A 24,200-nucleotide genomic window follows, 5' to 3' on the forward strand; every position below is an offset into this window, starting at 1 on the left:
CTAATGACCTCAATCTGAGATGGCCCGCCCCAGCTTCTGCGCCTGCCCCTGCAGCACCCTCATCAAATGCAGCGCTGCATGCGACGGGGGCTCGAAGCGCGAGTGGACGAAGCTGATATCAAAGTGAATCTCATCGGCCAGTGGCACCACCGCCAGCCCGCTGTCCTGTGCCACGAACTCGTCGATCACGCTGATGCCCATGCCTTGCCTGACCAGCGCTACAGCCTCGTTGGCGTTGGTAAACGACAACAGCGATTTCAGTTGCAAACCGCGCCGCTCGATATGCCCGGCCAGCAGTTTGCCAAACGGCATGTCGGGCCGGAACAGCAGCAGGGCATGGCCTTCCAGCTGCTGCAGGGTCAGCGCGGGCTGCCCGGCCAGCGGGTGGTCGGGTGGCATCACCACCACCATCCGCCCGCGCATGAACGCCTGTGAATGCAGGTGGTCGTGTACCACCGGCAGGGCGGCAATCGACAAGTCGACCTTCTTCGACAGGATCTGGTTGGGCATTTCGCCCATCAGCGAGGTCTGCCATTCGATGTTGAGCGACGGTGATTCACGCTTGAGCTGGGCCAGGGCGATAGGAATTACCACCGTCGACAACGATGCACTGCACGAGATACGCAGTTTGCGCTGGCCGCCAGCGCCCAGGGCAAGGGCGCACTCGTTGACCTCCAGCGCTGCCTGGTACACCCGCTCCACTTCGCGGAACAGCACCTGCGCCTCGGCCGTGGGCACCAGGCGGTTGTTGATCCGCTCGAACAACGGGTAGGTCAGGCGCCCTTCGATGTACTGGATAAGCTTGCTTACCGCGGGTTGCGACACGTAGAGCAACTTGGCCGCAGCGCTGATCGAGCCGGTCAGCATCACCGCCCGGAACACCTCCATGTGCCGCAGTTTGAACACCATAGGGCTGGTATCTGCGCCTTCGTTGCCAAGCAGCATGTGTATTACCTTTGGTTATGGTTTTCGCCATCTGGGTATGAGCGCCAAACCCCGCCACACAGTATCGTGAACCCGTCCTGATCGCCCTTGCGGCGCACAATAACAAGATCTGCAAGCAAGCGCAGTGGCGCTTGAAGGGAGTGCTGCGTGAACATCTTTGATGAAGCGAAGATCGATTGCCATAACCATCTGTTTGACCCTGAGCGTTTCCCTTACCACCCAGACGCGCCCTATGCACCCTCCGGCCAGGAAGTCGCCACCCAGGCGCAGTTCACCCGGGTGATGGACGCCTACGGGGTGCAGCACGCCTTGCTCGTGGGCCCCAACAGTGGCTACCACACCGACAACCGCTGCCTGTTGCACGCCCTGGCCACCGGCCAGGGGCGGTTCAAGGGCGTGGCGGTGGTCGAGGCGGATATCACCCTCGACGCGCTGGCGGCATTGCAGGCGCAAGGCGTGGTCGGCATCGCCTTCAACCCTGCGCTGTACGGCGTCTCCAGCCTGCAGGGCGTTGACCCGTTGTTCGGCAAGTTGGCCGAGCTTGGCATGTTCGCCCAGGTACAAGTGTGCGAAGACCAGCTGCTGGCCCTGCATGGCTTGCTGCAAAACGCCAAGGCACCTCTGCTGATCGACCACTGCGGCCGCCCCGAGGTAGCGGCCGGGGTGCAGCAAGCCGGTTTTCAAGCGTTGTTGCGGCTGGCCGACAGTGGCCGCGCGTGCGTGAAGCTGTCGGGCATGCAGAAGTTCGCTGCGGCCGATGCCTTGCTGGAAGAGAGCCGCGCCTATGTGCAGGCCCTGCTCGAAGCGTTTGGCGCCGAGGCCTGCGTGTGGGGCTCGGACTGGCCCTTCATTCGCCAGCGCTCGCGGGTGGACTACGGCCCGTTGCTGAAGCTTGCCGAACACCTGATGCCCGATGCCCGCCAGCGCCGCGCGGTGATGTGGGATACCCCCTGTCGGTTGTTCGGGTTCGGCTGAAGACTGATGTCTGTCAGCCAATGGCAGCCCCACGGACCCCACGCTTGCAAGCGCGCGATTTTGCCATTCCAATAACAAGAGAGCATTCGTCATGAACACTGAACAGAACGCCAGCCTCGGGGTGTTCGACACGCCGGCGCGCGCCCAGCAGCGCACACGCACCCGTTTCATGATCCTGGCGCTGATTTCCGGCGGCACCATGATCAACTACCTCGACCGCAGCGTGATGGGCATTGCCGCACCCAGCATCAGTGCCGACCTTGGCCTGAACGCAGCGATGATGGGGGTGATCTTTTCCGCCTTTTCGTGGACCTACGCCGCCGCGCAGATCCCGGGTGGCATCCTCATCGACCGGCTGGGTACCAAGCTGACCTACTGGCTGGCACTGACCCTGTGGTCGCTGTTCACCGGCCTGCAGGGGCTGGCACAGGGCTTTTTGTCCCTGCTGGGCATGCGCTTTCTGGTGGGCGCGACCGAAGCCCCGTGCTTTCCCACCAACAGCCGGGTGGTGGCCACCTGGTTCCCGCAGAGCGAGCGCGCCAGGGCAACCGGCATCTACACCTTCGCTGAATACACCGGCCTGGCGTTCCTGACGCCGCTTCTGTTCTGGGTGCTGCACACTTATGGCTGGCGCTTTTTGCTAATGGCCGTGGGCCTGCTGGGCATCCTCTATGGCCTGGTGTGGTGGCGCAAATACCACGAGCCGTACCAGTCGACCACGGCCAACCAGGCTGAGCTGGACTTCATCGCCGCGGGCGGCGGGGTCGTCGATGGCGGGCAGAAAGCCACGTCGTTCAGCTGGTCGCAGATACCGGCGCTGCTCAAACACCGCAACATGCTCGGCATTTGCCTTGGCCAGTTCGCCTGTAACTCGACCAACGTGTTCTTCCTCACGTGGTTCCCCACCTACCTGGTGACCGAGCGGCACATGCCTTGGCTCAAGGTCGGCTGGGTGGCGGTGCTACCGTTCATTGCCGCTTCGCTGGGCACGCTGGTCGGCGGCTGGCTTTCCGATGCCCTGCTGCGCCGGGGCTACTCGCTGAACGTGGCGCGCAAGCTGCCCGTGATCGCCGGGTTGCTGACCGCTTCGGTGATCGTGCTGGCCAACTATGTCGAGTCCGATGCCTTGGTGATCGCCATCCTGTGCGTTGCCTACTTCGCCCAAGGCATGTCGGCGCTGGCCTGGATGATCGTTTCCGACATCGCTCCCAAAGGCCTGCTGGGCCTCAGCGGCGGCCTGTTCAACCTGTTCGCCAACGCGGCCGGCATCGTCACGCCATTGACCATCGGCATCATCGTTTCGCTGACCGGCTCGTTCGTCTGGGCCCTGGCGTTCGTGGCGTCGATCACCGTGCTCGGGGCGCTGTGCTACCTGTTCATGGTCAGCGACCTGCGTCGCTTGCCGGATATTCCTTCTGCTGAAAATGGAGCAAGACAATGAGCCAGTACCTGCAAGGCCAGACCGCAATCGTGACCGGTGGCATGCGCGGCATCGGCCTGGCAATCGCCCAGCGCCTGCATGCTGCCGGCGCCCAGGTGGTGATCTGGGACCTCGCCGTCGATGGCTGGAGCCACGCCGAAAACGGCTTCGAGCCGGTGTTGCGCCAAGCGGTGGATGTTGCCTCGCTGGCCTCGGTAGAGGCGGCTTTCGCCGAGACGCTGGCGCGCCTTGGCCAGGTGCATGTCCTGATCAACAACGCCGGCATCAACGGCCCAGTGGTAGCCTCGTGGGAATACCCGCCAGAAGCGTGGGACAAGGTCATCGCCATCGACCTGAACGGTGTGTTCTATTGCTGCCGTACCGCCATCCCGCACATGCGCCAGAACCGCTACGGGCGCATCGTCAACATCGCCTCCATGGCCGGCAAGGATGGCGTGCAGTACATCTCGGCATACTCCGCCGCCAAGGCCGGGGTCATCGCCTTCACCAAGGCGGCGGCCAAGGAGCTGGCACAGGACGGGGTGCTGCTCAACTGCGTGGCACCGGCCATGGTCGAGACGCCGCTGATGGCCGAGATGACCGCAGAACACATCGCTGCGAGCAAGGCCAAGATCCCCATGGGGCGCTTTCTCAAGGCCGAGGAGATCGCCAACATGGTCAGCTGGATTGCCGGCCCGGAATGCAGCTTTACCACCGGCTTCGTGTTCGACCTCAGTGGCGGGAGGGCGACCTATTGAGAGGGCTGGGTGTCGCACACCTGACGGCGTTGCAGCTGGCGCCGGCCAGGCTGGTGCGTGAGGCGCGGCGTGCCGGCTTCAGCGCGGTCGGCCTGCGCCTGCACCCGGTGCTGCCGGGGGCCTTGGCCTACCCGGTGGCAGCCGGTAGCCCGGTGATGCGTGAACTGCGCGCGGTACTGGCGGGTGAAGGTGTGCGTGTTGCCGACATCGAGTTCGTTTCGTTGACGGCACAGACACAGGTCGCCGACTACGAGGCGCTGTTGGCAGCAGGCGCCGAACTTGGCGCGCACAGCCTGACGGTATCCGGGGACGATGACGACTTTGCGCGGCTGACCGGCAACTTTGCCGCGTTGTGTGAAATGGCGCGAGGCCACGGTTTGCGCGTGGACCTGGAATTCATGCGCTGGCGCCCGGTGGCAAACCTGCACCAGGCTTGCGCGGTGGTTGCAGGGGCGGCGCAGGGCAACGCTGGCGTGCTGGTGGATGCCTTGCACCTGTTCCGTTCTGGTGGCCAGGTGGCGGATATCGCGGCAGTAGACCCGCGTTTGCTGCAAGCGGTGCAGTTGTGCGATGCGCCTTTGCAGGCACCTGCCGACAGCCTGATCATTCCGGAAGCCCGTGAGGGGCGCCTGCTGCCGGGGCAAGGGCAACTGCCGCTGGCGCAGTTGCTCGCGGCCTTGCCTGAGGACCTGTGTATCAGCGTGGAAGTGCCTGGTGCCGGCGTGCACGCTGAACAGCGCCTGCAAGCGGCGGGGCAGGTAACCCAGGCGTGGTTGCGTGACGGGCGGCCGTCGCCACCCGCCACGCCGGCTGCCGGTCAAGCCTGATCGGGTACCACGGCGATCACATCGATCTCCATCAGCCACTCGGCTTGGGCCAGGCCCGCCACCACCAGCCCGGTGGAAATCGGGAATACCCCTTTGAGCCATTTGCCGACTTCCTTGTACACCGGCTCGCGGAAGCGCGGGTCGGTGATGTAGGTGGTGGTCTTGACGATGTGCGACAGGTCCGAGCCGGCTTCCTCAAGCAGTTGCTTGACGTTCTTCATCGCCTGTTCGGTCTGCGCCCGCGGGTCACCCAGGCCCACCAGCTTGCCTTCGAAGTCGGTACCGACCTGGCCACGCACATAGATGGTGTTACCGGCACGCACCGCCTGGCAAAGGTCGTTGTCCAGGGTCTGGTTGGGGTAGGTTTCCTTGGTGTTGAACATGCGGATGCGAGTATGGGTAGGCATCAGTGGGCTCCGAGGGTGCTGACGTTGCTGAACTTGGCGGGTTGTTGCTCATCCGCTGCGCGCTGATCGCGGTCGCGGTAGGCGGTGTAGGTACGCTGCGTGGCGATATGGCCAGCGACGTGCTTGGCGTCGTGCCACACGCCCCAGATGAATGACGAGCCACGGCGTGACAGCCATGGCAGGCCGAGGAAGTAAACACCCGGCTCGCGGGCCACGCCGCGCTGGTGCTGGGGCTTGCCGTTGGCATCGAAGGTATCGACCTGCAGCCAGCTGAAATCCACGCCGTAGCCGGTGGCCCAGATGATGCTGCTGACACCGGCCTTGGCGAGGTCCAGTTGCTGCAACGGGTTGACCATGCACGCTGGGTCGGCCAGGCGCTGGCGCGCTTCGGGCTCTTCCGGCAGGTCCAGGCCGTTGCGCTCGATGTAGGCATCGGCGGCATCCAATAGGGCCAGGTAGTTCTCGTCGCCACGGTTGATGTTGTCGACCAGGTTGTCCTGGAAGCGCGCCACGCCGTTTTCGAACGACTGGGTCAGGCCGACAAGGGTCATGCCCTGGTGGGCGAGGGCACGGAAGTCCACGGTGTGGCCGCCACGCGCGCCACTCACGGCGATGGTCACGTGCTCGCGGCCGGGCTTGGCGATTTCCGCGTCCCACTCACCCAGCACGCCCAGCCACCAGCAGAAGTCACGATTGCGGTAGGCGCGGGGCGGGCGATCGTGGGCGCCGACCGACAGGTACACCTGGCGGCCTGCACGCATCAGCTCCTCGGCGATCTGCACACCGGAAGAGCCGGCCCCCACCACCAGCACAGCGCCTTCAGGCAGTTGCTCGGGGTTGAAGTAGGCAGCGGAGTGGATCTGGTGCAGGTTGGGGTCTTTTGGCGCAATGGCCGGGATGACCGGTTTCTGGAACGGGCCGGTTGCGGCGACCACGCGGTTGGCGCGGATCACGCCTTCATTGGTTTCAATGGTGAAGCCGGGGCGGTCGCTGTTGCGCAGCACTTTCTTCACTTCGATACCGGTGCGAACCGGCAGGTTGTACTTGCGTACGTACTGTTCGAAGTAGTCGGCCACCTGGTCCTTGCCGGCGAAGGCGTCGGCGTCGAGGTTGAATTCCAGCCCCGGGAAGCGGTCGTGCCATACCGGGCCGTTGGCCACCAGCGAGTCCCAGCGGCCGGTGCGCCATGCTTCGGCGATGCGGTTGCGCTCCAGCACCAGGTGCGGCACGCCAAGTTTGCTCAGGTGTTCGCTCATGGCCACGCCGGCCTGGCCGGCGCCGACCACGAGGGTATCGATTTCGAGATTGTTCAGTGTCATGTCCGAGCCCTTGTTCAGGCGGTTTTTGTCAGGTCGGTTTGGAGGACCGCCGTTGCCTGGGGCCAGACTAGGGATGCTGTGGAAATGGCGAAAATAGTATTTAGCTGCTGCTTGCCGATAAAACGGCGAAGGCCTTGGATTTTGTGGCTTGCGGTGAGGGCGACCCAGTGCACGTCGTGGTTTTTGAAATGGCGCAGGGTTCGAACACCCCTCGGGCGGCGCTCGAACGCTGGCAGAACCTAGCTTTTTCCTGCCTAACCCCTAGGAAAATGTTGGTTTCGTGGTGAAGAACGTTGCGCCCAGAATGCCCTGTATCGCACAGCACAACAGGAACCAAGACATGACGTTCTCCATCATCGGTCGTTGCCAGGAAACCGGCCAGGTCGGTATCGCCATCAGCTCGTCGAGTATCGCCGTGGGGGCCCGTTGCCCGTGGGTGCGTGCAGGCGTAGGCGCAGTCTCTACTCAGAACATCACCCTGCCGGCGCTGGGCCCGCAGATTCTCGACGCCATGGAGCAGGCTCAGTTACCGCCCGCAGCAGCGCTGGACCGCGTGCTGAGCGCCAATGGCTGGAGCGAATTTCGCCAGGTGACGGTGATCGACAGTCATGGCCAGGTAGCCTTGTTCACGGGGCGCGAGGCGCTGGGTACGCACAATGCCGTGGCCGGCGAGCAATGCGCGGCGGCGGGCAACCTGCTGTCCTCGACCCAGGTGATCGAAGCGATGGTGCAGGCCTTCGAGCAGGCCGGCGGGCACCTGGCCGACCGCCTTCTGGCTGCCATGCACGCAGCGATGGCTGCTGGCGGTGAGGCGGGGCCGGTGCACTCGGCTGCGTTGAAAATCGCCGGTGAGTTGACCTGGCCGCTGGTGGACCTGCGCGTCGACTGGGCCGATAGCGACCCGATCGGGGTGCTCGATGGCCTGTGGCAAGCCTATCGCCCACAGATGCAGGATTATGTCACCCGCGCGCTCAACCCGACCGCCGCACCAAGCTACGGGGTGCCGGGCGATGAGTGAGTTCCCCAGCCGCGCGCTGCTGGCCCGGCTGATCGGCTTTGCCACGGTCAGCCGCGACTCCAACCTGGCGCTGATCGGTTTCATCCGTGACTACCTGGCAGAGCAGGGCGTGGTGTGCGAGCTGTTCCACAACCCGGAAGGCACCAAGGCCAACCTGTTCGCTACCATTGGGCCAAAAGATGTTGGCGGCGTTGTACTGTCCGGGCATACCGATGTGGTACCGGTGGACGGCCAGGCCTGGACCGTGGAGCCGTTCGCCCTCAGCGAGCGCGATGGCCGTTTGTATGGCCGTGGCACAGCCGACATGAAAGGCTTCATTGCCTCGGTACTTGCCGCTGTGCCCGCGTTTCTTGCCCAGCCGTTGCGCATGCCGGTGCACCTGGCGTTTTCCTATGACGAAGAGGTGGGCTGCCTGGGCGTACGCTCCATGCTCGCAGCGCTGGAGCAGCGCCCGCACAAGCCGCGCCTGTGCCTGATTGGCGAACCCACCGAGCTCAAGCCGGTGCTGGGGCACAAGGGCAAGCTTGCCATGCGCTGCCAGGTGCAGGGCGCGGCTTGCCACTCTGCGTATGCGCCATACGGGGTGAACGCCATCGAGTATGCGGCCAGGCTGATCGGCAAGCTGGGCGATATTGGCGATGCGCTGGCCTTGCCGGCGCATCACGACACGCGTTTCGACCCACCCTTCTCCACGGTACAGACTGGAGTAATCAAAGGGGGCAGGGCACTGAACATCGTGCCGGCCGAGTGCTCGTTCGATTTCGAAGTCCGCGCTTTGCCGGGGTTCGAGGCGCAGGCGGTGGCCGACCAGTTGCAGACATACGCCGAGGCCGAGTTGCTGCCGCGTATGCGACAGGTTCACGCCGACAGCGACATCCGCCTTGAACCGCTCAGTGCCTACCCGGGGCTGGCCACGCCGGAAGACAGCGAGGCCGCGCGCTGGATAGCGTTGCTCAGTGGTTCGGATGAATTCGGCACCGTAGCGTTTGGTACCGAAGGTGGTTTGTTCGACCAGGCGGGCATTCCGACCGTGGTCTGCGGGCCTGGGAGCATGGACCAGGGGCACAAGCCGGATGAGTTTGTCAGCGTCGAGCAGTTGCAGGGCTGTGATGCCATGCTGCTGCGGCTGGCGGATTACCTCAGGCAGGGGTGAATGGGCCGCAGCGCGGCCCTGGCGATTCAGAAGGTAGCCTTGACCTGCAGGCCTACCACCAGCGCGTTGTCGATATCCTTACCGGAGAACGCCCCCGGCTCGATGATGTATTGCACATCCGGGCGCAGGTTCAGCCATGGCGTGGCCTGGTAGCCGTAGCTCAGCTCGATCAACTGCTCGGCACTGTCGATATCCGGGAACTGCTGGCCTGCATCGAACGCGGCATCTTCCAGCACATCGCGGCTACGCGGGTTGGGCACCGCGCGGCCGTAACCCAGTGCCACGGTATCTTTCGGGCGGCCTTCGAATGGCTTGTACAACACCACGCCGGCGCCATACCACTTGGTGAACGGCGAGGCGGCCTTGCTGGAAGCCGAGTACTGGCCGAACGCGTGCAGGCTGCGGCCAGGCGAGGCCTGATCGTTCCACACCGCCTGGTCGACCAGCAGGTAGTGGCCACCGCGGCCAGACACTTCGTCGTCGCTGCCGATGCGTTTCACGTCTGAGCTGTCGTAGTAGTAGCCCAGCTTGTACTCGCCCGGCAGCTCACCTTGCAGCTTGTAAACCAGTTCCACGGGTACAACGGTGCCGGTGGTGTGCTTGGGCCCCAGGTGCCAGGCGCGGCTGGAGTTGCCGTTGCTCTCGGGGTCGACGTTGAACGCCGCCACGCGCAGCTGCCAGGCTGGCGACAGGTCGTACTTCACCCGCACGCCGAGGTGGGCATTGGGGTAGTTGGTCCAGCCGCTGCCACCGGACATGTTCAGCGGGTGGCCGCAGAAACCGGCGTTCATGAAGTTGCACAGGATGCCGCTGTCCAGGCCGCCGAGGTCGTTGCCCATGGCCATGTAGCCCAGCTTGACGTTGAGCGCGGGGGTGAACAGGGTGCGCTCGTAGCTCAGCTCGGTCAGGCGGGTGTACAGGCCACCGTAGTTTTCCTGGATTGGCAGGCGGTTGCCGACCAGGTCTTCCGAGGCGCTGTTGCCGCGGCGGTCGTTGATGGTCAGCTGGACCTTGCCGCCGTTGTCCAGGCCGTACAGTTTCGACAGGTCGAACTGCACGCCAAGCTTGACGTTCTGCGAGTAGCGCGCCGAGCGGTGCAGGCCGCCGTGGGCGTTGTAGGCGGTTTCACCGCTGTAGTCGCCGGTGATCTTCACACCGTCTTCTTCCAGCTGGTGGCGCAGGCCACCCCAGTCACCGGTCAGGGTGCTGCGGGTCAGCAGGTCGTCGTTGGCAAGGGCAGTGGTGCTGGCCAGGGCCAGCAGCAGGGTAGGGGTGATGCGGAGTGCGGATGGCATTGCTGTGTCTCGGGTTGTTATTCAGGACACTTCACGGATGAGCCCGCTCCCGCATGGCCAGCGTTGGCCTTGTGGGAGCGGGCTCACCCGCGAAGGGGGCGACGCGGTCTTACGGCAAGGCGTAAGAAATCACGTAGTCGCCGCGGTCAGTCGACTGGCGTGCACCGCCAGCAGTGATCACCACGTACTGCTTGCCGGTCTTCGGCGAGACGTAGGTCATCGGGCCGCCCTGGCTGCCGACTGGCAGGCGAGCCTTCCAGATTTCGTTACCGTTGCTGCTGTCGTAGGCACGCAGGTAGAAGTCCTGGGTACCGGCGATGAACACCAGGCCGCCCTGGGTGGACAGGGTGCCGCCCAGCGTTGGCAGGCCGATCTTGATCGGCAGGTGCATGCGGATACCGAGCGGACCGGTGTCTTCAACGGTGCCCACCGGGACCTGCCAGGCAACCTGACGGGTTTTCATGTCGATAGCGGTCAGGGTGCCGAACGGTGGCGCTTGGCATGGAATACCGGCAACCGACAGGAAGCGGTTCTTGTTCACCGCATACGGGGTGCCTTTGAGCGGCACTGCGCCCATGCCGGTGTTCAGTGCTTCGCCACCGGAAGCCGCGCCACCTTTGTTCTGCGACGGGATCATCTGGATCCACAGGCCCAGGCGCATGTCGTTGACGAAGATGAAGCCATGCACCGGGTCGGTGGAGAGGCTGCCCCAGTTCATGCCACCCAGCGAACCCGGGAAGCTCAGCGACAGGTCGGTGCCTGGCGCGGTGTACAGGCCGTCGTAACGCATCTTCTTGAAATCGATACGGCACAGCAGCTGGTCATACGGGGTAGCGCCCCACATGTCCGATTCGGTCAGGGTTTGCGCGCCGATCTGTGGCATGCCCACCGACTTCGGCTGGGTTGGCGAGTACGGCTCGTTCGGGATGTTGCTTGGCTTGACCGGTACTTCGTCGACCTGGGTCAGCGGCTTGCCGGTGGCACGGTCGAGCACGTAGATCTGCCCGGCCTTGGTGCCGATCACCACCGCAGGTACCGACTGGCCGTCGTCCTTGGTGAAGTCGATCAGGCTCGGCTGCATCGGCAGGTCGAAGTCCCACAGGTCGTTGTGCACCGTCTGGAACACCCACTTCTGGTTGCCGGTGGCGGCATCCAGGGCCAGCACCGAAGCGCCGTAGGTGTGGTCCAGCTTGCTGCGTTCAACACCGTAGATGTCGGTGGACGACGAGCCCATCGGCAGGAACACGGTGTTCATCGCCGGGTCGTAGGACATCGGTGCCCAGCTGTTCGGGGTGCTGCGCACGTAGGTCTTGTCGCCCTGCGGAGCCTGGCGGTCTTCCGGGTTGCCCGGGTCGAAAGCCCAGCGCATCTCACCGGTGATCACGTCAAAGCCGCGGATCACGCCGCCTGGCATATCGGTCTGGACGTTGTCGGCAACACGGCCGCCAACCACCACGGTGGTGCCGGCCATCAGCGGTGCCGAAGACAGCTGGTAGTAGGAGTCTGGCACGTTACCCAGGCCGGCCATCAGGTTGACCTGGCCGTTGTTGCCGAAGCCCTGGCAGAACTCGCCGGTGTCGGCGTCGACGGCAATCAGGCGGCCATCGATGGTGTTGGTCAGCAGGCGACGCTGGCAGTTGGCGCCAGCCGGTACGGTACCGCCGGTGACCGGCGAGCTGTTCGGCTGGGTTGGTTGGGCGATGGCGGCGGTGGCGTCGAAGTACGCCATGCCACGGCAGCGCTGCCAGACCTTGGACTGAGCGTTGATCGCGTTCTTCCAAAGCTCTTTGCCGGTGTCGGCATCGAGGGCGATCAGGTTGTTGTGCGGGGTGCAGATGAACACCTTGTTGCCAATCTGCAGCGGGGTCAGCTGGTCTTCGGCACCGTTGCCGTCGCTGACCGCCACGTCGCCGGTGTGGTAGGTCCAGGCCACTTTCAGCTTGTTGACGTTGTCACGGTTGATCTGGTCCAGCGCGGCAAAGCGGCTGCCCCCCTCGGTGTTGCCGTAGTGGGCCCAGTCCTTCTGTTCCTTGCCGGCTTCGACCGGGGTCATGCCCGGGCCTTTGCCGTTAGGGGCGACGCTTGGGTGGGCAACGAACATGTTGCCTGCGGCGATCACCAGCACCACTGCCATGACTGCGGCGATGCCGTAGGCACCACGGCCAGCGCTCGCGCCATTGGCGCGCGCCAGCAGCGGGTAGACCAATGCCACCACCATGCCGATCGCGCCGAACATGAACAGGCGCGAGAACAGTGGCCAGAACACCAGGCCGGCGTCGATCAGCGCCCAGATGGCAGTGCCCACCAGGAACAGGGCGTACAGCCAGGCGCCTGCCTTCTTGCGGCGAGCAATGAGCACACCGGCGATGGCCATGGCCAGGCCGCCGATCAGGAAGTACCAGGAGCCACCCAGGCCAGCGAGCTTGACGCCACCCGCAGCCAGGAGGAGACCGAGCAGGGCGATGATTACGCCCAGGCCGATCAGGATGATGTTTGTGGCGCCAGAGGCGCGCGGAGTTTCGTTCATGCCAGGGATCTCAGCAGGTGGAATGCGCGCAGTTTAAGCCCTTAGCTTGCTAATTAACAAGTTGGTACATAATTTTGTGAGGCTGATTGTCGCAGGGCTGAACTTGCTGGTTTGTGGTGAAAAGTCTAGATCAGGCGGCGAAAAATGCATTAAACGAGGTGTTCATATATGCAATGCAATGCGATTCATACTTTGGTCGGGTACGGCGTGCTGCATCCTCCTCCCGCCGTGGCAGCAGCCATCTCAAACTGGCCAAGGGGGCGCGCTGCTGTAGAACACCGCCAGCCAGACGGTGGACGTGCCGGGTGCGGTCCATTCGACCCGGTGGCGGCAGTGGGGCGGGATATCCAGGCAATCGCCCGGGGCCAGCAGGCGGGTGTGGGTCTCGTGCTCGAACCGCAAGCCGGCCGCGCCGCTGACCAGCACGATCCATTCACCTTCGGCCTGGTCGTACCAGAAGCCAGGCGGGCTGGCCTGGCCGCTGGAGACGATACGCTCCACGCGCACACCCGGGCGGTTGAGCAGTTCGTCGACCTGCTCGGCACGGGAAGGGTCGCAAGGTGGCAGTGGCGTCAGCAGGTTGGTCGGTGTCATGGCATGCCTCGTTTGGATGGAGAGAAGTCCACTATGGACGCAATTGCCGTGCTCCGCGCTGCTTGACCTACCCAGCGATTTGTAAGAACTTTCCGAGTTTTGGAAGGCGGCCAGCACATGGACAAACTCATGGCGATGAAGATGTTCGTGGCCACCGTCGATGCCCAAGGCTTTTCTGCTGCCGCACGCCGGCTGGGGCTGGCGACATCGTCGGTGACGCGCCTGGTCGATGCCCTGGAAGCGGCGTTGGGCGCTACCTTGCTCAACCGCTCGACGCGTCAGGTCAGCCTGACCGAGGCCGGTGCCCGTTACTACGAACGTGCACGGGGTATCTTCGAGGCGCTGGACGAGGCCGATGCCAGCGTCGCCGATCGCGGCGAAGAGCCTGTCGGTGTCTTGCGCCTGTGCCTGCCGGTGGAGTTTGGCCGGCGGGTCATTGCCCCGCACCTGGGGCCGTTTTTGGCACGCTACCCGGGCCTGGAACTGGATATCGACCTCAGCGACCGCCTGGATGACCTGCTCGACGGGCGCTATGACCTGTCAATACGCCTGGGTGACCCCGCGCCCGATGACGAACTGGTATGCCGCCAGCTGGGTCGCTTCCAGCGCTGGCTGGTGGCCAGCCCGGCTTACCTGGCCGGGCGCGAGCCGCTGCAACACCCTAGCCAGTTGCTCGACCATGCCTGCCTGCGCTTTCGCTATGGGCAGAAAGCGCGACCTTGGCGCCTGGCGCGCGGCCAGGACAGCCTGGAGCTGGACGTAAGCGGGCCGTTGCGCAGTGCCAATGCCGACATGTTGCGCGAAACGGCGCTGGCGGGCAGCGGCATCGCGCTGCTGGCTGACTGGCTGGTGCGTGATGATGTGCAGGCCGGGCGCCTGCAGCGGGTGTTCACCGATTGGCAAGCCAGCCCTGGCACGGCCAGCGACAGTATCAGTGCTCTTTACCTGCCCAACCACCGTGGCTCGCGGCGAGTGAATGCCTTTATCGAGTTTTGCGCAAAATTGCTGAACTAGGGCGTGCGGCGTTGCGCAGTACGCAAAGGCGCATTGCGCCGGGCCTGGATTCCGGGCGCCATGGCGCAAGGGTAAGGTGGCCGACATATTCCACTGCTTGTCGAGGAACCACCCATGAACCCTTCACTTGCCGCAGCGCAACCGGCCGCCGCCGGCCTGAGCCGGGCGCTAATCGTGCTGCTGACGTTCTGCTGCGGCGCAATCGTCGCCAATATCTACTATGCCCAGCCCATCGTCGGCCTGATCGCCCCGGACCTCGGGCTGTCCACCGAACATGCCAGCCTGATCGTTTCCCTCACCCAGTTGGGTTACGCCCTGGGCCTGCTGCTGCTTGTGCCGCTGGCCGACCTGCTGGAAAACCGCCGCCTGATGGTGGCTACCGCGGTGCTGGCCTGCATCAGCCTGCTGCTGGCGGGCACCAGCAGTAGCGGCCAGGGCCGATTATTCCTGGCCTATGCATTGCTGATCGGCTTCAGTTCGGTGGCGGTACAGATGCTGATCCCGCTGGCCGCGCACCTGGCGCCGGAGCAGCAGCGGGGGCGGGTGGTCGGCAACATCATGGGTGGCCTGCTGCTGGGTATCCTGCTGGCGCGGCCATTGTCGAGCCTGGTTGCCGACCACTTTGGCTGGCGCGCGGTATTCATTGGCGCCGCTGCAGTCATGCTGGCGATCATCCTGTTGCTGGCGCTGACCCTGCCGCAGCGGCGCCCTGAGCACAAGGCCAGTTATGCCGGGCTGATGCTGTCGCTGCTGACCTTGCTGCGCCGTTATCCACTGCTGCGCCAGCGTTCGCTGTACCAGGCATTGATGTTCGCTGCGTTCAGCCTGTACTGGACGGCGGTGCCGATGGCCCTGGCGGGTGCGCATGGCCTGTCGCAGAGCCAGATCGCCGTGTTCGCCCTGGTCGGTGCGGTGGGTGCGGTTGCCGCGCCGATGGCCGGTCGCCTGGCCGATGCCGGACATGCCCGCGCCGGTTCGCTGCTGGCGCTGCTGCTGGCGCCGGTGGCCTTGTTGCTGGGGCTGGCGGTTCCGGGTTACAGCGTGATTGGCCTGGGCCTGACCGGTGTGCTGCTGGACTTTGCGGTGCAGATGAACATGGTCATCGGCCAGCGTGAAGTGTACGCGCTGGACCCGGCCAGCCGTGGTCGGCTGAATGCGGTCTACATGACCAGCATCTTCCTGGGCGGGGCCTTGGGCTCTGCAGTGGCCAGCGCGCTGTTCAGCCAGTTTGGCTGGACGGGGGTGGCACTGGTGGGGGCCGCGCTGCCGGGCCTGGCGTTGCTGGTGTTTCTGCTCAAGGCACGTCAGGGGTGACCGCTAGGCCAGCACGGCAGCCGTGGCAAGAAGGGCGGTGCAGCCTGTTGCGGAGGCTATCGGCTTAGCGGCAATGCCACGCCAATCAACGCAAACAAACTGCCGCAACAACGGTTGAAGCCCTTGCCCCCTTTGGCCAGCCAGGGCCGAATGCGAAACGCCAGGCGCGCCAGCAGGTATTCCACCAGAAACTCGATGCTGGCAAAGGTCGCCGCCATTACCACGAACTGCACCACCAGCCCGCGCTGCGGGTCGATGAATTGTGGCAGGAAAGCGCCATAGAACAGCAGCACTTTGGGGTTGGCCATGGCCGACAGCAGGCCTTGGCGAAACAACCCCGCGTTACCCAGTTGTGCGCTGCGGCCGGTCAGCTCCAGGTGCAGGGCTGGGCTGCGCCACAGCTGAACGCCCAACCAGACCAGGTAAGCACCCCCGACCCACTTCAGCACACCCAGCACAGAGGCCGAGGTCTGCAGCAATGCGCTGAGACCGAACATTGCCAGGGCAATCAAGGCACTGAAGCCGAACACCCCGCCAACGATGGTGAACAATGTCCGCCGCGCGCCGTACAGGGCACCGTGGGTCAGCGCCAGCAAGCTGTTCGGGCCAGGGGTCAGCGACAGGCCAATGCTGGCCAGCAAGTAGATGAGCCAAGTGTCGAGGGCCATGCCGGAAATACCTGAAGACAGGGAGGGCGTCAGTCTATGGCGCACCCCTTTACCTGCAAGAGTATGATCTGGACATTCAATGGTCGTTCCTGGACGTTAACCGTGCAACCCGACATCCGCTTGCTGATCGTGCCGTTACCGGATTTTGCCCTGCTGCCATTTGGCGCCTTTCTCGACAAATTGCGCTTCAGCGCCGACGACGAAGACTACAGCCAGCAACGCTACTGCAGCTGGACGGTGGCAGGGCTCAGCCTTGACCCGGTGACATCGAGCAGCGGCGCGGTAGTGCAGGTCGAGGCCGTTGCCGGCCAGCTCGACCTGGGCAGTTTCGACTACCTGGTAGTATTTGGCGGGCGCAATGCCATGGCCACGGCCGCACTGGCCCCCCGCTACCAGGCATTGCTCAGGCAGGCCGGCAAGGCCGGCGTCAAGCTGGTGGGGGTTGATAACGGCGCCTTCCTGCTGGCCGCCTGCGGCCTGATGCGGGGGCGTAAGGTGGTGGTGCATTGGCGCCACGAAGCCGAGTTTCGCGCTGCATTCCCGCACTTGCAGGTACTGCGTGAGCAGTTGTACTGCATCGACGGTAATCGCATAACCTGTGCCGGCGGCACTGCTGCCATCGACCTCGCTGTCGCGCTGCTGTCAGGGGCTTGTGGGCGAACGCGCGCGCTCAAGGGGCTGGCCGACATGCTGGTGGACGAAACCCGTGACAGCCGTCATGCCTTGCGCTCGCTGGACCTGGATGCCGGGCAGGGGCGCCAGGTGCAGCGGGCGCAGGCGCTGATGCGTCATCACCTGGGTTCGCCGCTGGCCGTGGAGCAACTGGCCGCAGAGCTGGGCATCAGCCGGCGCCAGCTAGACCGGCAGTTTCAGGCCAGCCACGGCGTCAGCGCCAAGGCCTGGTGGCTGGAAATACGCCTGCAACAGGCGCGCTGGCGCTTGCTCAACTCCAGCCACAGCCTGGCGCAGATTGCGGATGAAGTGGGGTTGGGGGATGCCAGCCATTTGGGCAAGTGCATACGTCGGCGGTTCGGCTGCACCGCCTTGGGGCTGCGTGAGGGCAGGCAAGCGGTCTGAAGCGCTGCGCCATTCCTCACACCCGCATCGATCGCCCTCTGGCAGGCTTACTGCGGCGTGCCGAACAACCCTGTCCAATAGATGCCGGCATCGCTCTTCGGGTCTACCGCATAGGCGGCTCCCAGCTCGCGGAAGTCCGGGTTCATCAGCGTGGCACAGTGCCCTGGGCTGTCTAGCCAGCCATCGACCACCTTGCGCGCAGTATCACGCCCGGCGGCGATGTTCTCACCGATCTGCTGGTACAGGTAGCCGGCCAGTTCTGCCCGGTCACCGGGGGTGCGGCCATCCTTGTCGATGTGGTCGAAGAAGTTCTGGTTGGCCATGGCCCGCGTATGGTTGGCGGCGACCCCGGCCAGAACCGTGCTCCAGCTCAATGCCGGGGCAGCGGCGAAGGGCTGGCCGCCACACTGGCGCGGTACTTGGCGCGCAGCGTTGATTTCCTGCAGCAGCTTTTGCCCTTCGGCCTGCCAGTCGCCGAGGCGGCCGCTGAGCAGTGGCCGGGCCAGCACGATGCGCCAGTCGCGGCCTTCCTGGCTGACGCCGATATCGACGAACTGCGGGTCAAGTACCACCTGGCAAAAGCTTTCTTCGATGGCATGCATGGCCGCACGCGCATCGCGCGGCCCTGACAGGCTGATGGCCTGCACGTTGACCATGGGGTAGGCGGCGCGGGTCATCGCCTGCTGCAGGTCGCGGGTACCCTCTGGCGACAGTGCCAGGCGAGTGTCACTGTTGAGGGGTGGCAGTTCCAGCGATGCCTCGCCGCCGCAGGGCTGGGCCTGGCTGCGGTAGACATTGATCGAATCGATCAGTTGCGCCTCTTCGCCGGTGGCAGCCAGTGCCCCGCTCGAAACGAGCAGGCCCAGCGACAAGGCGGCAACGGATGACAGGACGCGCATGTGGATCTCCCTATGACTGGCAGCGTCGTGGTATGCGCTGCTCATCCTACACAAGCCCGCGGCTTTTGGCCCGGGCTCGTGCAAAGCAATGAAAACGCCGGCAATCGTTGCTGGCGGCAAAAGAGGGAGTAGACCACTGGCCTGCGGAAAAGTGCGACTACTTGGTAATCATTCGTAACATCGGCTGGAAGCAATGCCGAAACTTATCGGACCCAGCCCGACCAGTGCCGGCGCGAACGGCAACGTCAACCTGCAGCATCGCCTTCTGATCTGCCTGTTCAACGGGCCAGCGCTTGGTTGGGTTTGTAGAACAGGAAATGCGTGGTCTTGGCCGTGCGGCGATAAGCCTTGGCCCAATCCGGGCTCACCGTGCGGTCATGGAAGTACAACGCGCCCCCGGTAGGGTCCGGTAACTGCTGGTTCAGCGCCTTGCGCGCGATCTCCTTGGCCACGTCGTAGCGTTGCGCTTCCTCGACCTGGTCCGAGCGCCCGTCACACCACCACGAAAACTGGCAGGCCTTGCTTTCCACACCCTGCTTGACCACACCGCAGATGGTATCCGGAAAGCCATCGTGGCCCAGTCGGTTGAGCACCACGCTGGCCACGGCCGTCATATCTTCCTTGTCGGCACCTTTGGCTTCCCAGTAGATGGTGCGGGCCAGGCAGGTGATGCTGTCATCCAGCGGTGCCTTGCCGGCCGGGTCGACCGCCTGTGCTTCGCTTGGGGTCAGCTTCTCTGCTTTTTGCGGCGGTGGTGCATCCTCGACTACCTTTTCCTCGAGCGCTTCGGCCTTGTCCTCGGCAACCGCGGCCTTGGCCGGATCGGCCGCATGCAATGGGCCTGCGAGCAGGGCCGAGATCAAACCGATCACCATCCACGAAAAGCGCATGGGCAAGTTTCCGAACTGTGGGATGAGTCACAGTCTAGTCAAGCGTAAGCATTAACACCAAAGGCAGGGTGGCGGCGGCCGCCACGGTCTGCAGGGCGATGATGGTCGCCATCAGAGGTGCATTGCCGCCCATCTGCCGGGCCATTACATAGGACGACGAAGCGGTAGGTAGCGCCTGGAACAGCACGGCCACCACCGCCGCCTGGCCACTCAGGCCGAGCAAACGACACAGGCCCCAGGTGGTCAGTGGCATGACCATGAACTTGAACATCGACGCCGCCATCAGCGGGCGCACTTGCTGCCCGAGGCTGGCGCCACCCAGTGCCGCCCCCACGCACAGCAGGCCCAGTGGCAGGGCGGCCTGGCCCAAGGCTTTGACGGTGGGTTCGATGCCCGGCGGCAGACCCAGGCCGCTAACCCGCAGCAGCAGGCCGGCCGCGCAGCCGACAATCAGCGGGTTGGCGAAGATCGCCCGCAGTACGTCGGCCGGTGAGCTGTGGCGGGCACTGAAACGGGCGAACACCAGCACGCAAAGCAGGTTGACCAAGGGCACGATGGCCGCGTTGGCCACCGCCGCCAGGGCAATCCCGGCACTGCCGTAGATGCCCGCGGCCAGGGTGGCGCCGATGTAGTTGTTGAAGCGGATACCGCCCTGGAACACCGAGGTGAAGTCGGCGCCATCGTGGCTCACCATTCCCTGGTACAGCACCAGCAATGCTGCACCGGCCAAGGTCGAGAGCATCAGTGCGCCGACCATGCCCAGCACGGGTACGCCATCGAGGTTGGCGGTGGCCAAGCCGTGCAGGAACAGTGACGGCAGCAGCACGTAGTAGCTCAGGCGCTCGGCGCCGGGCCAGAAGTGTTCTGCCAGAAACCCCCTCAGGCGCAGGAAAGTGCCCAGGGCAATCAGCAGGATGATCGGTAGCAAGGTGGTCAGCAGCAGGTGCAGCATGGTCAGTGTTCCGTGGTCGGTTGCGGTCAACACCGCTTAGCGTGTACTGCGCCCATAGGCTTGGCTGATCCGGTCGATCACCATGGCCAGGGCAACAATGGCCAGGCCTGCCTCTACACCCTGGCCGACATTCAGGGTCTGGATCCCGGCCAGTACATCTTCACCCAACCCGCGGGCGCCAATCATCGACGCCACCACCACCATCGACAAGGCCATCATCACTGACTGGTTCAGGCCGGCCATGATGCTCGGCAACGCCAGCGGCAGGGCAATGCGTCGCAACCGCTGCCAGCGGCTGGCGCCCAGGCCGTGCGCGGCCTGCAGCAACGACGGGTCGATCTGGCTCAAACCCAGTTCGGTCAGGCGCACCAGCGGCGGCAGGGCATAGATCAGGGTGGCGAACACGGCGGGCACCTTGCCCAGGCCGAACAGCATCAGCACCGGAATCAGGTAGACGAAAGCCGGCAGCGTCTGCATCACATCCAGTACCGGCAACAGCAACCGCCTGGCCATTGGCCGGTAAGCCAGCAGGATACCCAGCGGCACCCCTACCAGCACGCACAAGCCGGTGCTCACCAGCACCAGGGCCAAGGTCTGCAGCAGTTTGTCCCACAACCCGAGCATACCGATCAGTGCCAGCAGTACCACCAGCACGGCGCTGCGCAGCAGGCTGCGGCTGGCATGCCAGGCCAGCAACCCGACCAGCAGCAACAGGAGCCACCAGGGAATCAGACGCAGCAGGTTTTCCAGGCCGACCAGCACTTGCAGCAGTTGGTCAGAGACGCTGCGCAGGTGGTCGCCGTAGTTCAGCACCAGCCAGTCGACCAGGCGGTTGACGATGTCGGCAAACGAGAACTGCAGGGATTGCGGAAAGCCCCCGCTCACAGGCTGCCCTCGACCTTGGCGGCAACGTCCGTCGGCAGCCAGGGTTTCCACACCTCGCGATTATCACGCAGGAAGTCCAGGGCAGCCTCGCGCGCCGGCGTGCGTTGCTCGCTCATCTCAGCCAAGGCCTTGTTCAGCTTGTCGATGGGCAGGTCGACCTGTTCGAACACGCTTACCAGTTGTGGGTATTGTTCATGAAAGGCCTTGGACACGCCGATTGACAGTTTCGCCGGCAGGGAGCGGCTGCCCTTGGGGTTGGGGTTGCTGGCGTCGGTGAGCGTAGCCCAGGCTTGGGCGTCGAATGGTGGTTCTTCCAGCCGGATGAGCTTGTAACGGCCCATCAGCGGCGTCGGGTTCCAGTAGTAGAACAACACCGGTTGGCCGCGGCGGATGGCCGAGGCGATCTCGGCATCCATGGCAGCGCCGGAGCCACTGCGGAAGTTGCTATACAGATCATTCAGCCCATAGGCCTTGAGCTTCTGGGTGTTGACGATCTCTGAGGTCCAGCCGCTGGGGCTGTTGAGAAAACGCCCTTTGTCGGGTGATTCGGGGTCGCGGAACACCTGCGGGTAACGTTTCAGGTCTTCGACATTTCGCAGCTCGGGGGCCACGGGTTTCAGCTTGCGTTCAACATCGCCCTCGATCACATAGGCGGGCACCCACCAGCCTTCCTCGGCATTTTTCACCGTGTCGCCCACTGCGATCACCTGGCCGGCCTGTTCGGCCTTGACCCAGGCAGGGCTGCGCCCGGCCCATTCCTCGGCGATTACCTGGATGTCGTTGCGCGCCAAAGCCACTTCCATGCTGACGGTGCTGCCTGGGAGGGTGTCGGTGGGGTAGCCGTAGCCACGCTCGACAATGACCCGCAGGATTTCGGTGGTCAGTGCGCCGCTTTCCCAGGTGATGGCACCAAAATGGATGGGGGCTGGCTTTTCTGCGGATGCGGCGCTATCGGTGCTGGCCAGGCCCACTGTCATCAGCAGCCCGGCCAGCAGTGCTGGAATTCTTTTCATGCATACCTCGTCGTCGACAGTGGAGGCAAGTGTAGACGACGAGGTGAAGCCAGCTGCGGGGCCACAGGCGTAGCCCCTTTGCCTCAAACGCGGAACTGGTCCATCAGTGCCTGCTGCTGGTTGGCCAGGCTGTTCAGCGACTGGCTGACCCGCGCCGACTCGTTGGCCTGGCCCGACAGCGACTCGGTCACATCGCGGATGGTTGCCACGTTGCTGTTGATTTCCTCGGCCACCGCGCTTTGTTCCTCGGCGGCCGAGGCGATCTGCAGGTTCATGTCGGTGATCACCGTGACCGCCTGGCCGATGCGCTGCAGTGCGGTGACCGCCTGGCCGACCTGTTCCACGCCGCCTTGTGCCTGGCGGTGGCTGTGGTCCATGGCACCGACCACTTCACGGGTGCCGTTCTGCAGCGCTTCGATGACCTGGCGGGTTTCTTCCACCGATTCCTGGGTGCGTTGGGCCAGGTTACGCACTTCATCAGCGACGACCGCAAATCCACGGCCGGCCTCACCGGCGCGGGCTGCCTCGATGGCGGCGTTGAGCGCCAACAGGTTGGTCTGTTCGGCGATCGAGCGGATCACCTCCAGCACCGAGCCGATCTTCTCGCTGTTCTGTGCCAGGCCTTCGACTTCGGCCATGGCGTCGCTCATGTTGGCGGCCAGGGTATCGATGCTGGTGGTGGTACGGTCGATCACTGCCAGGCCCTCACGGGTCGCCTGGTCAGCCTCGCGCGCGGCCTGCGCGGCCTGGGCGGCGCTGCGAGCGACGTCTTGGGCGGTGGCGCTCATTTCGTGCGAGGCCGTGGCTACCTGGTCGACCTGGCGGTACTGCTGCTCCATGCCGGCGCTGGTTTGCGTGGCAATCGCCGAGGACTGGTCGGCAGTGCCGCGGGCGGCCTGCACCGAGCGCTTGACCTCGGCGATGGTCGGCTGCAGCTTGTCGAGGAAGCGGTTGAACCAGCCGGCCAGTTCACCCAATTCGTCATGCTTCTGGTAAGTCAGGCGACGGGTCAGGTCGCCTTCGCCGCTGGCGATGTCCTTGAGCATGGCGGCCACGCCCAGGATCGGCCGGGTAACGCCACGGGCCATCAGCCAGACCAGCAGCAGGCCGATGACTGCGGCGGCCAGCCCCAGGCCCAGCTCCAGCAGGGTGCCGCTGGTGTTCAGCGCGTCCAGTTCCTGCTTCAGGGTTTCGGCTGGCCCGGTCAGGGCGTTTTCCGGTACATCCAGCAACACGCCCCAAGGCTGAGCGTCGGGGATCGGCCGGAATGCCGCCAGCACCTTCAGGCGCTGCTGGTCGTGCAGGATGCTCAGCTTGCCATCGGCCATCTTGCGTACCAGTTCGGCGCCCTTGGCCGGGTCGACCTGGTCGAAGCGCTGGGCCAGCTTGCTGGCGTCGGCACTGTAGCCGGCCAGCAAACCGACCGGGCTGAGGATGCCGACCGTGGTGCGGCCTTCGTAGAGGCTGCGGCTGGCCTCCTGGCTCAGGGCCTGCAGGCTGTCGAGGTTGATGTCGATGGACAGGGTGGCAATGATCTTGCCATCGACCGCCAGCGGGAAGACGATGCTGGTCATCAGCACCTGTTGGCCATCGATGTTGTAGAAATAGGGTTCGACCACGCAGACCTTGCCGGACGAACGCGGGCATACCCACCAGGTGTTGGCCGGCTGGCCGCTGGGGCCGATTTTGGTGTCGGCCATGTCATGTTCAGGCAGGGCCATCGAGGTCAACTGGCCGGCGCGCGGTTGCGACCAATACAGCGCAAAGCGCCCGGTTTCGTTGCTGCCCAGTTCCGCCTTGCCGGCGAACAGGCTGTCCTTGTTGTCCAGCGCGTCAGGCTCGAACACCAGCGACAGGCCGAGCAGGTCGGGGTTGGCCTGCAGGGCGGCGCGTACCTGGCGGGTCATGTCCTCGCGCAGGTCGAACGCATCGAGAAAGCGTTTTTCTGCCTGCTCGCGCAGGAACAGCACCTGGCGGGCAAATCCTGCGCCGTACTGGTAGGCGTCCATGAACTGGCGGCGGATGTTCAACGCCTGCACTTCACCTTGCGACTCGATGCGTGACTGCGCCGCTTCGGTCAGCATCTGCATGCTGCTGGCCTTGACCAGGTCCGAGCTGTGGTCCATGCGGTACAGCGACAGGCCGACGAGCAGGGTAACGATGCCGGCCAGGCAGAGACCGGCGAGCAGGGTGATCTTCCACTGGATGGAAAGTTGTCGCAAAGGCATGGGGCGGATCCCTTGTAATAAG

General features: G+C 64.5%; 22 protein-coding genes. 9 read left to right on the forward strand and 13 right to left on the reverse strand.

Annotated features, from left to right (window positions below; all coding sequences use genetic code 11):
• Positions 1 to 9: 9 nt before the first annotated feature.
• Entirely contained in the window at positions 10 to 945 is a 936-nt protein-coding gene (locus tag E8E68_RS18800) for a LysR substrate-binding domain-containing protein (RefSeq protein ID WP_266030184.1), read from the reverse strand.
• 147 nt (positions 946 to 1,092) lie between these two features.
• On the opposite strand from E8E68_RS18800, the gene E8E68_RS18805 reads away from it, so the two are divergent.
• The 4 genes from E8E68_RS18805 (at position 1,093) to E8E68_RS18820 (ending at position 4,925) form a co-directional block, all read left to right on the forward strand.
• Positions 1,093 to 1,920, forward strand: a complete 828-nt coding sequence (locus E8E68_RS18805; RefSeq protein WP_266030186.1) for an amidohydrolase family protein — start codon at positions 1,093 to 1,095, stop codon at positions 1,918 to 1,920.
• 91 nt (positions 1,921 to 2,011) lie between these two features.
• Positions 2,012 to 3,361: an MFS transporter gene (locus tag E8E68_RS18810; protein ID WP_280343677.1), complete on the forward strand. Its 1,350-nt coding sequence runs from the start codon at positions 2,012 to 2,014 to the stop codon at positions 3,359 to 3,361.
• On the forward strand, positions 3,358 to 4,098 hold the full coding sequence (locus tag E8E68_RS18815; protein WP_280343680.1) for an SDR family NAD(P)-dependent oxidoreductase: 741 nt from the start codon (positions 3,358 to 3,360) through the stop codon (positions 4,096 to 4,098). The genes E8E68_RS18810 and E8E68_RS18815 overlap by 4 nt, the downstream gene beginning before the upstream one ends.
• Entirely contained in the window at positions 4,095 to 4,925 is an 831-nt protein-coding gene (locus tag E8E68_RS18820; RefSeq protein ID WP_266030189.1) for a TIM barrel protein, read from the forward strand. The genes E8E68_RS18815 and E8E68_RS18820 overlap by 4 nt, the downstream gene beginning before the upstream one ends.
• Here E8E68_RS18820 and E8E68_RS18825 read toward each other — a convergent pair.
• Both E8E68_RS18825 and E8E68_RS18830 read right to left on the reverse strand, forming a co-directional pair.
• Positions 4,916 to 5,332: a RidA family protein gene (locus tag E8E68_RS18825; RefSeq protein WP_016713864.1), complete on the reverse strand. Its 417-nt coding sequence runs from the start codon at positions 5,330 to 5,332 to the stop codon at positions 4,916 to 4,918. The two genes, E8E68_RS18820 and E8E68_RS18825, sit on opposite strands and share 10 nt — an antisense overlap.
• Positions 5,332 to 6,651: an NAD(P)/FAD-dependent oxidoreductase gene (locus tag E8E68_RS18830; RefSeq protein WP_280343687.1), complete on the reverse strand. Its 1,320-nt coding sequence runs from the start codon at positions 6,649 to 6,651 to the stop codon at positions 5,332 to 5,334. Before E8E68_RS18830 ends, E8E68_RS18825 begins: the two co-directional genes overlap by 1 nt.
• Positions 6,652 to 6,991: 340 nt before the next feature.
• On the opposite strand from E8E68_RS18830, the gene E8E68_RS18835 reads away from it, so the two are divergent.
• On the forward strand, positions 6,992 to 7,669 hold the full coding sequence (locus E8E68_RS18835; protein WP_280343690.1) for a DUF1028 domain-containing protein: 678 nt from the start codon (positions 6,992 to 6,994) through the stop codon (positions 7,667 to 7,669).
• Positions 7,662 to 8,822 carry an acetylornithine deacetylase gene (argE, locus tag E8E68_RS18840; RefSeq protein WP_110744119.1) on the forward strand — a complete coding sequence of 387 codons (1,161 nt, stop codon included), beginning with the start codon at positions 7,662 to 7,664 and terminating at the stop codon, positions 8,820 to 8,822. Before E8E68_RS18835 ends, argE begins: the two co-directional genes overlap by 8 nt.
• Positions 8,823 to 8,848: 26 nt before the next feature.
• Here argE and E8E68_RS18845 read toward each other — a convergent pair whose 3' ends face one another.
• The 3 genes from E8E68_RS18845 to E8E68_RS18855 form a co-directional block, all read right to left on the reverse strand.
• On the reverse strand, positions 8,849 to 10,117 hold the full coding sequence (locus E8E68_RS18845) for a carbohydrate porin (RefSeq protein ID WP_280343696.1): 1,269 nt from the start codon (positions 10,115 to 10,117) through the stop codon (positions 8,849 to 8,851).
• 109 nt (positions 10,118 to 10,226) lie between these two features.
• Positions 10,227 to 12,644 (reverse strand): glucose/quinate/shikimate family membrane-bound PQQ-dependent dehydrogenase, encoded by a 2,418-nt coding sequence (locus tag E8E68_RS18850; protein ID WP_266030194.1) that lies wholly within the window; start codon positions 12,642 to 12,644, stop codon positions 10,227 to 10,229.
• A gap of 243 nt (positions 12,645 to 12,887) precedes the next feature.
• Positions 12,888 to 13,238: a cupin gene (locus E8E68_RS18855; protein ID WP_280343698.1), complete on the reverse strand. Its 351-nt coding sequence runs from the start codon at positions 13,236 to 13,238 to the stop codon at positions 12,888 to 12,890.
• Positions 13,239 to 13,355: 117 nt separating this feature from the next.
• Between E8E68_RS18855 and E8E68_RS18860 the strand changes: the two genes are divergently transcribed.
• Both E8E68_RS18860 and E8E68_RS18865 read left to right on the forward strand, forming a co-directional pair.
• Positions 13,356 to 14,252, forward strand: coding sequence for a LysR family transcriptional regulator (locus E8E68_RS18860; protein WP_266030198.1), 897 nt, complete (start codon positions 13,356 to 13,358; stop codon positions 14,250 to 14,252).
• A gap of 114 nt (positions 14,253 to 14,366) precedes the next feature.
• Entirely contained in the window at positions 14,367 to 15,566 is a 1,200-nt protein-coding gene (locus tag E8E68_RS18865) for an MFS transporter (RefSeq protein WP_280343701.1), read from the forward strand.
• Positions 15,567 to 15,622: 56 nt separating this feature from the next.
• Here E8E68_RS18865 and E8E68_RS18870 read toward each other — a convergent pair whose 3' ends face one another.
• Positions 15,623 to 16,234 (reverse strand): LysE family transporter, encoded by a 612-nt coding sequence (locus E8E68_RS18870; protein WP_280343703.1) that lies wholly within the window; start codon positions 16,232 to 16,234, stop codon positions 15,623 to 15,625.
• A gap of 102 nt (positions 16,235 to 16,336) precedes the next feature.
• Between E8E68_RS18870 and E8E68_RS18875 the strand changes: the two genes are divergently transcribed.
• Positions 16,337 to 17,311 carry a helix-turn-helix domain-containing protein gene (locus tag E8E68_RS18875; protein WP_110744113.1) on the forward strand — a complete coding sequence of 325 codons (975 nt, stop codon included), beginning with the start codon at positions 16,337 to 16,339 and terminating at the stop codon, positions 17,309 to 17,311.
• A 47-nt stretch (positions 17,312 to 17,358) separates the two neighbouring features.
• On the opposite strand, the gene E8E68_RS18880 is transcribed toward E8E68_RS18875, so the two are convergent.
• From E8E68_RS18880 to E8E68_RS18905, 6 genes are all read right to left on the reverse strand, one after another.
• Positions 17,359 to 18,210: a CAP domain-containing protein gene (locus tag E8E68_RS18880; RefSeq protein WP_266030201.1), complete on the reverse strand. Its 852-nt coding sequence runs from the start codon at positions 18,208 to 18,210 to the stop codon at positions 17,359 to 17,361.
• Positions 18,211 to 18,488: 278 nt separating this feature from the next.
• Positions 18,489 to 19,100 carry a cell wall hydrolase gene (locus E8E68_RS18885; protein WP_266030202.1) on the reverse strand — a complete coding sequence of 204 codons (612 nt, stop codon included), beginning with the start codon at positions 19,098 to 19,100 and terminating at the stop codon, positions 18,489 to 18,491.
• 34 nt (positions 19,101 to 19,134) lie between these two features.
• Positions 19,135 to 20,052 carry an AEC family transporter gene (locus E8E68_RS18890; protein WP_280343707.1) on the reverse strand — a complete coding sequence of 306 codons (918 nt, stop codon included), beginning with the start codon at positions 20,050 to 20,052 and terminating at the stop codon, positions 19,135 to 19,137.
• A 36-nt stretch (positions 20,053 to 20,088) separates the two neighbouring features.
• Positions 20,089 to 20,937: an ABC transporter permease subunit gene (locus E8E68_RS18895; protein WP_110744109.1), complete on the reverse strand. Its 849-nt coding sequence runs from the start codon at positions 20,935 to 20,937 to the stop codon at positions 20,089 to 20,091.
• A complete protein-coding gene (locus E8E68_RS18900) occupies positions 20,934 to 21,950 on the reverse strand; it encodes an ABC transporter substrate-binding protein (RefSeq protein ID WP_280343710.1) in 1,017 nt (338 codons plus the stop codon). The genes E8E68_RS18895 and E8E68_RS18900 overlap by 4 nt, the downstream gene beginning before the upstream one ends.
• Positions 21,951 to 22,033: 83 nt before the next feature.
• Positions 22,034 to 24,178, reverse strand: coding sequence for a methyl-accepting chemotaxis protein (locus E8E68_RS18905; protein ID WP_280343713.1), 2,145 nt, complete (start codon positions 24,176 to 24,178; stop codon positions 22,034 to 22,036).
• Positions 24,179 to 24,200: the final 22 nt, after the last annotated feature.

The organism is Pseudomonas sp. BN607 (assembly GCF_029871175.1).
Classification (GTDB): Bacteria; Pseudomonadota; Gammaproteobacteria; order Pseudomonadales; family Pseudomonadaceae; genus Aquipseudomonas.

Excerpts from the sequence above, each read along its gene's own strand:
- E8E68_RS18890 (WP_280343707.1), bottom strand. The coding sequence starts at position 20,052 with ATGCTGCACCTGCTGCTGACCACCTTGCTACCGATCATCCTGCTGATT.
- E8E68_RS18815 (WP_280343680.1), top strand. The coding sequence starts at position 3,358 with ATGAGCCAGTACCTGCAAGGCCAGACCGCAATCGTGACCGGTGGCATG.
- E8E68_RS18900 (WP_280343710.1), bottom strand. The coding sequence starts at position 21,950 with ATGAAAAGAATTCCAGCACTGCTGGCCGGGCTGCTGATGACAGTGGGC.
- E8E68_RS18860 (WP_266030198.1), top strand. The coding sequence starts at position 13,356 with ATGGACAAACTCATGGCGATGAAGATGTTCGTGGCCACCGTCGATGCC.
- E8E68_RS18855 (WP_280343698.1), bottom strand. The coding sequence starts at position 13,238 with ATGACACCGACCAACCTGCTGACGCCACTGCCACCTTGCGACCCTTCC.
- E8E68_RS18810 (WP_280343677.1), top strand. The coding sequence starts at position 2,012 with ATGAACACTGAACAGAACGCCAGCCTCGGGGTGTTCGACACGCCGGCG.
- E8E68_RS18845 (WP_280343696.1), bottom strand. The coding sequence starts at position 10,117 with ATGCCATCCGCACTCCGCATCACCCCTACCCTGCTGCTGGCCCTGGCC.
- E8E68_RS18885 (WP_266030202.1), bottom strand. The coding sequence starts at position 19,100 with ATGCGCTTTTCGTGGATGGTGATCGGTTTGATCTCGGCCCTGCTCGCA.
- E8E68_RS18880 (WP_266030201.1), bottom strand. The coding sequence starts at position 18,210 with ATGCGCGTCCTGTCATCCGTTGCCGCCTTGTCGCTGGGCCTGCTCGTT.
- E8E68_RS18850 (WP_266030194.1), bottom strand. The coding sequence starts at position 12,644 with ATGAACGAAACTCCGCGCGCCTCTGGCGCCACAAACATCATCCTGATC.
- E8E68_RS18800 (WP_266030184.1), bottom strand. The coding sequence starts at position 945 with ATGCTGCTTGGCAACGAAGGCGCAGATACCAGCCCTATGGTGTTCAAA.
- E8E68_RS18905 (WP_280343713.1), bottom strand. The coding sequence starts at position 24,178 with ATGCCTTTGCGACAACTTTCCATCCAGTGGAAGATCACCCTGCTCGCC.
- E8E68_RS18870 (WP_280343703.1), bottom strand. The coding sequence starts at position 16,234 with ATGGCCCTCGACACTTGGCTCATCTACTTGCTGGCCAGCATTGGCCTG.
- E8E68_RS18865 (WP_280343701.1), top strand. The coding sequence starts at position 14,367 with ATGAACCCTTCACTTGCCGCAGCGCAACCGGCCGCCGCCGGCCTGAGC.
- E8E68_RS18825 (WP_016713864.1), bottom strand. The coding sequence starts at position 5,332 with ATGCCTACCCATACTCGCATCCGCATGTTCAACACCAAGGAAACCTAC.
- E8E68_RS18835 (WP_280343690.1), top strand. The coding sequence starts at position 6,992 with ATGACGTTCTCCATCATCGGTCGTTGCCAGGAAACCGGCCAGGTCGGT.
- E8E68_RS18830 (WP_280343687.1), bottom strand. The coding sequence starts at position 6,651 with ATGACACTGAACAATCTCGAAATCGATACCCTCGTGGTCGGCGCCGGC.
- argE (WP_110744119.1), top strand. The coding sequence starts at position 7,662 with ATGAGTGAGTTCCCCAGCCGCGCGCTGCTGGCCCGGCTGATCGGCTTT.